At 66.2% G+C, this 716-nt stretch carries 2 protein-coding genes; both read left to right on the forward strand.

The genetic code is table 11. The annotated features are described in order from the left end of the window. On the forward strand, positions 1–249 hold a 249-nt coding region (locus NS220_RS18035; RefSeq protein ID WP_153004361.1), incomplete at its 5' end, for an ATPase. Positions 250–310: 61 nt separating this feature from the next. After that, on the forward strand, positions 311–716 hold a 406-nt coding region (locus NS220_RS18040), incomplete at its 3' end, for an alanine--tRNA ligase-related protein (RefSeq protein WP_242864678.1).

A 716-nucleotide genomic window follows, 5' to 3' on the forward strand; every position in this document is an offset into this window, starting at 1 on the left:
TTCGCCTTCGGCATCGTCGGTGGTTTCGTCGCCGCCCACCTGGTGAACAAGGACCCCCGTGGCCAGGAGCTGTTCGCGCAGCTCGACTCGCGCATCAGCGAGTTCACCGATCGGATGAGCGACGCGTATCACGAGCAGGAATCACGGCTCTCCGAGATCGTCGACGACGTCAAGGGTGTCGCCGCTTCCGCCGGTGCGGCCCTCGACAACGCCGCCGACTCGGCACGCCCGGCATCCTCGTCCGACTGACCTTCCGGCATCCCACCCCCACCGCCGGGGGAGGATCCGCACGCCCATCGAAAGATTCGCCATGAAAACCGCCGAGATCGCCCAGCGTTTCCTCGACTTCTTCGAGAAGAAGAACCACACGATCGTCCCGTCGGCCTCGCTCGTCACCGACGATCCGGCCCTGCTGTTCACCGTGGCGGGCATGGTGCCCTTCATCCCGTACCTCAGCGGCGTCGTGCCGCCGCCCTACCCGCGGGCCGCCGACGTGCAGAAGTGCATCCGCACCAACGACATCGAGGAGGTCGGCAAGACCCCGCGCCACGGCACCTTCTTCCAGATGCTCGGCAACTGGTCGTTCGGCGACTACTTCAAGGAAGACGCGATCCGGTTCGCGTGGGAGCTGCTGACCGCGCCCGAATCCGAGGGCGGCCTGGCCTTCGATCCGAAGGATCTGTGGGTCACCGTCTACGAAGAGGACGACGAGGCGC

It is taken from the genome of Microbacterium testaceum (assembly GCF_001476655.1).
Lineage (GTDB): Bacteria > Actinomycetota > Actinomycetes > Actinomycetales > Microbacteriaceae > Microbacterium > Microbacterium testaceum_C.